Genomic DNA, 2,949 nt, shown 5'->3' on the forward strand with positions numbered 1-2,949 from the left:
TGTAGCTTTGATATAGCTAATTTTTCCTCCATTACAGGCAAGATCGGAATTAACATGGAGTTTCCCAAAGTCATAATGAGCGGAACGGAGGCAAGTGAAATAATTGCCCAACGTTTTTCAATAGATTGTTGATTGGACACTAAGCCTCATCCTTTTGCACAATAAGTACAATTATTATGCACTTGAAAGGATAAGTTATTCGCAAATTATTTGATATAGTTACGAGTGAAATTATGAGTTATCATGGAAGAGCATTTTTCATTTTATTTATGAAGATTAGACGCTTAATGAGCCACGAAAACCTCTAGAAGCATAGTAGGATTCAGCTCCATTATGATACAAAAAGACGTGGCCATAGCGACAGTCGCAAAAAAGAGCACCACCGCGTTCCCTAATATCGGCGGGTGTTTGTATCCAGCTTGACGTTTTTAAATCAAAATCTCCAAGTTCTTGTAATTGCCGATATTGTTCTTCCGTTAAAAGTTCAATGCCCATGGCAGTGGCCATATCCAACGCACTAGTTTCCGGCTTATACTTTTTTCTTGATTCCAGTGCTTCCCGGTCGTAACAAACACTTCTACGTCCTTTAGGGCTTTCGGCTGAACAATCGTAAAAAGTATATTCATCCGCCTTTTCATCATATCCAACAACATCCGGCTCGCCGCCGGTACTTTCCATTTCATTTAGCGACCAGAGTTTTTCTGGATTAGCTTCCAGTTTTGCTTGAACTTTATCCCATTCAAGACCTTTATGACGGTGACTATTTTTCTCAAAACGAGCTTTCAATACGTTGAGTAATTCTTCCCGTTGCTCTTGTGATAATTTTTCGCTCTTTGTCATGTTATTACCCTCCCTCATTTTTTCTAAAAAGCGGTTTTTTAACAGAATATCTAATTTTCAATGAACGAGATCATTTTAGAGATTTTCTATACACGAATTATAGCACATTTTCAGACAATTTAGATAAAAAAAGCTATCCCTTGTCTAAAGACGGGACGCCCTTTATAGGCTTTCTCGTTCGGAAAATTTGTAAGAAATCAGTTCTGATGTAACATTTTTACATCGTCAACAAAAACACTGTTACAATCGCTCCGATTACAACTAAAACAATATTTAATCCGAAATAGGCAAGTAAAATTGCGACAATCCCACCAATTATTCCAATATGAGGCTCTCCCTCAATAACAGATAGAATTCCTGGAAAAATTAAAGCACCGAGAGCTGCATATGGAATTGCTTGCAACCATCGATTCACCCAATCACGAAATAAAAATTTATCGACGACAAATGCTGGAATCACTCTAGGAATCATCGTCACAAGGGACATACCAATTATGATAAGTAAGATCATTACCTTTTCTCCTTTAGTAAGTAAACACCTGCTAAACCACCCAATAATGTACCAAACACAATTGCCCAACCGCTACTGACAAATTGACTTGCAATTACATTGATAAACATAGCTATAATTGCGATTAAACCGAGGCGTAATTCTTTTTTTACTGATGGAACAAGCAAACCAATAAACATAGCATAAAGTGCGATCCCCATACTCTGACTTAATTGCTCCGGGATCACTTCTCCTAACATTCCACCGAGGAAAGAGCCAAAAACCCAAGATAAATAGGCCGATAAATAAATAGCAGCATAGAAAAATACCGATTTCTCTTCTTTTGCCACTTCTTTATGAAGAGCAGATACTGCAAATGTTTCATCTGTTAAGCTAAGCGCTAAACCTGCTCTTCCTTTTAAAGAAATACGATCTCGAATTTCATTCATAAACGATAAACTCATGACAAAATGACGAAAGTTCAGTACAAAGGTTGCGACGATTATTTCTACAGCAGTTGCACCTGCCGCAATCATATTTGCTCCCATAAATTGACTTGCACCAGCATAAACGAGGGCACTCATCATCGTTAATTCAAAAATGGACATTCCGGATTGTGCGGCTAGCACCCCATACGTTAAAGCAACAGGAATATACCCTAATAAAATGGGGAAGCCAACTTGAAGTCCTTTTTGAAACATATAAAAAGATTGATTTCTTTTCTGTTGTGAAGCCTGCTCCAATCATGTACCCTCCTTACTGTTGTATATTGTTTATTCGTCTTGTTCTGTCAAAATTAATGGTCCATTTTTAGTAATCGCTAGCGTATGCTCATATTGCACGGAGCGCCCTTTATCAACAGTTCGAGCAGTCCAATTATTTTTATCCATTTTGCTTTTCCAAGTTCCCTCATTAATCATCGGCTCAATTGTTATCACCATACCTTCTTTTAAGCGAACACCTTTATTTGGCTGTCCAAAATGTGGTATATGCGGTGGTTCATGAATTGTCGGTCCGATACCGTGACCAGTAAACTCGCGGACAACAGAAAAACCTTCTCCTTCTGCATACGTTTGAATGGCGTGACCAATATCACCAATTCGATTACCGACTTGGGCTTGTTCAATTCCTAGATAAAGTGCCTTTTTGGTTACTTCCATTAATCGCTTTCCTTTTTCATCAACTTCACCGACTGCATAAGACCAAGCTGAATCTGCTAAACCTCCATTTAGATTTACAACCATATCTATCGTTACAATGTCTCCGTTTATTAGTGGTTTTTTCCGCGGAAACCCATGACAAATTTCATCATTTATTGAAGCACATGTAGCATACGGATACCCTTGAAATCCTTTTTGTTCTGGTGTAGCTCCATGCTTTTTTAAAAATTTTTCTACAAATTCATCGATCTCCATCGTTGTAATCCCAGGTTTAATCATTTTTGCAATTTCTTTATGTGTAGCTACTAGTAGCTTTCCTGCTTCTTGCATTTGGCTAATTTCACGCTTACTTTTTCGTGTAATCAACTAAGATACTCCCTTTCAACAGTAATTATCCATTTTTAAGTGTACCATAAAAAGACCTGTATTTTGAATGAGAACAATCGTCAGGCAATGAAC

4 protein-coding genes and 1 pseudogene are annotated in these 2,949 nt (G+C 37.7%); all 5 read right to left on the minus strand.

The window, feature by feature from the left end:
* A pseudogene (locus ACPYKA_RS18720) lies at nt 1-140 on the minus strand (MFS transporter); the annotation flags it as partial.
* A 136-nt stretch (nt 141-276) separates the two neighbouring features.
* Entirely contained in the window at nt 277-840 is a 564-nt protein-coding gene (locus ACPYKA_RS18725) for a DUF4256 domain-containing protein (RefSeq protein WP_479543719.1), read from the minus strand.
* 217 nt (nt 841-1,057) lie between these two features.
* Complete coding sequence (locus ACPYKA_RS18730) at nt 1,058-1,351, minus strand: AzlD domain-containing protein (protein ID WP_336263498.1); 294 nt, start codon at nt 1,349-1,351, stop codon at nt 1,058-1,060.
* Nucleotides 1,351-2,073 (minus strand): AzlC family ABC transporter permease, encoded by a 723-nt coding sequence (locus tag ACPYKA_RS18735; protein ID WP_479543720.1) that lies wholly within the window; start codon nt 2,071-2,073, stop codon nt 1,351-1,353. The genes ACPYKA_RS18730 and ACPYKA_RS18735 overlap by 1 nt, the downstream gene beginning before the upstream one ends.
* A 30-nt stretch (nt 2,074-2,103) precedes the next feature.
* Complete coding sequence (map, locus tag ACPYKA_RS18740; protein ID WP_479543721.1) at nt 2,104-2,856, minus strand: type I methionyl aminopeptidase; 753 nt, start codon at nt 2,854-2,856, stop codon at nt 2,104-2,106.
* Nucleotides 2,857-2,949 lie beyond the last annotated feature (93 nt).

This window comes from Pseudogracilibacillus amylolyticus (SeqCode) (genome assembly GCF_051918545.1).
Taxonomy (GTDB): Bacteria; Bacillota; Bacilli; order Bacillales; family Amphibacillaceae; genus Pseudogracilibacillus.

Bases quoted from the DNA above. Each gene is read 5' to 3' on its own strand.
- ACPYKA_RS18725 (WP_479543719.1), bottom strand. From the start codon at position 840: ATGACAAAGAGCGAAAAATTATCACAAGAGCAACGGGAAGAATTACTC.
- ACPYKA_RS18730 (WP_336263498.1), bottom strand. From the start codon at position 1,351: ATGATCTTACTTATCATAATTGGTATGTCCCTTGTGACGATGATTCCT.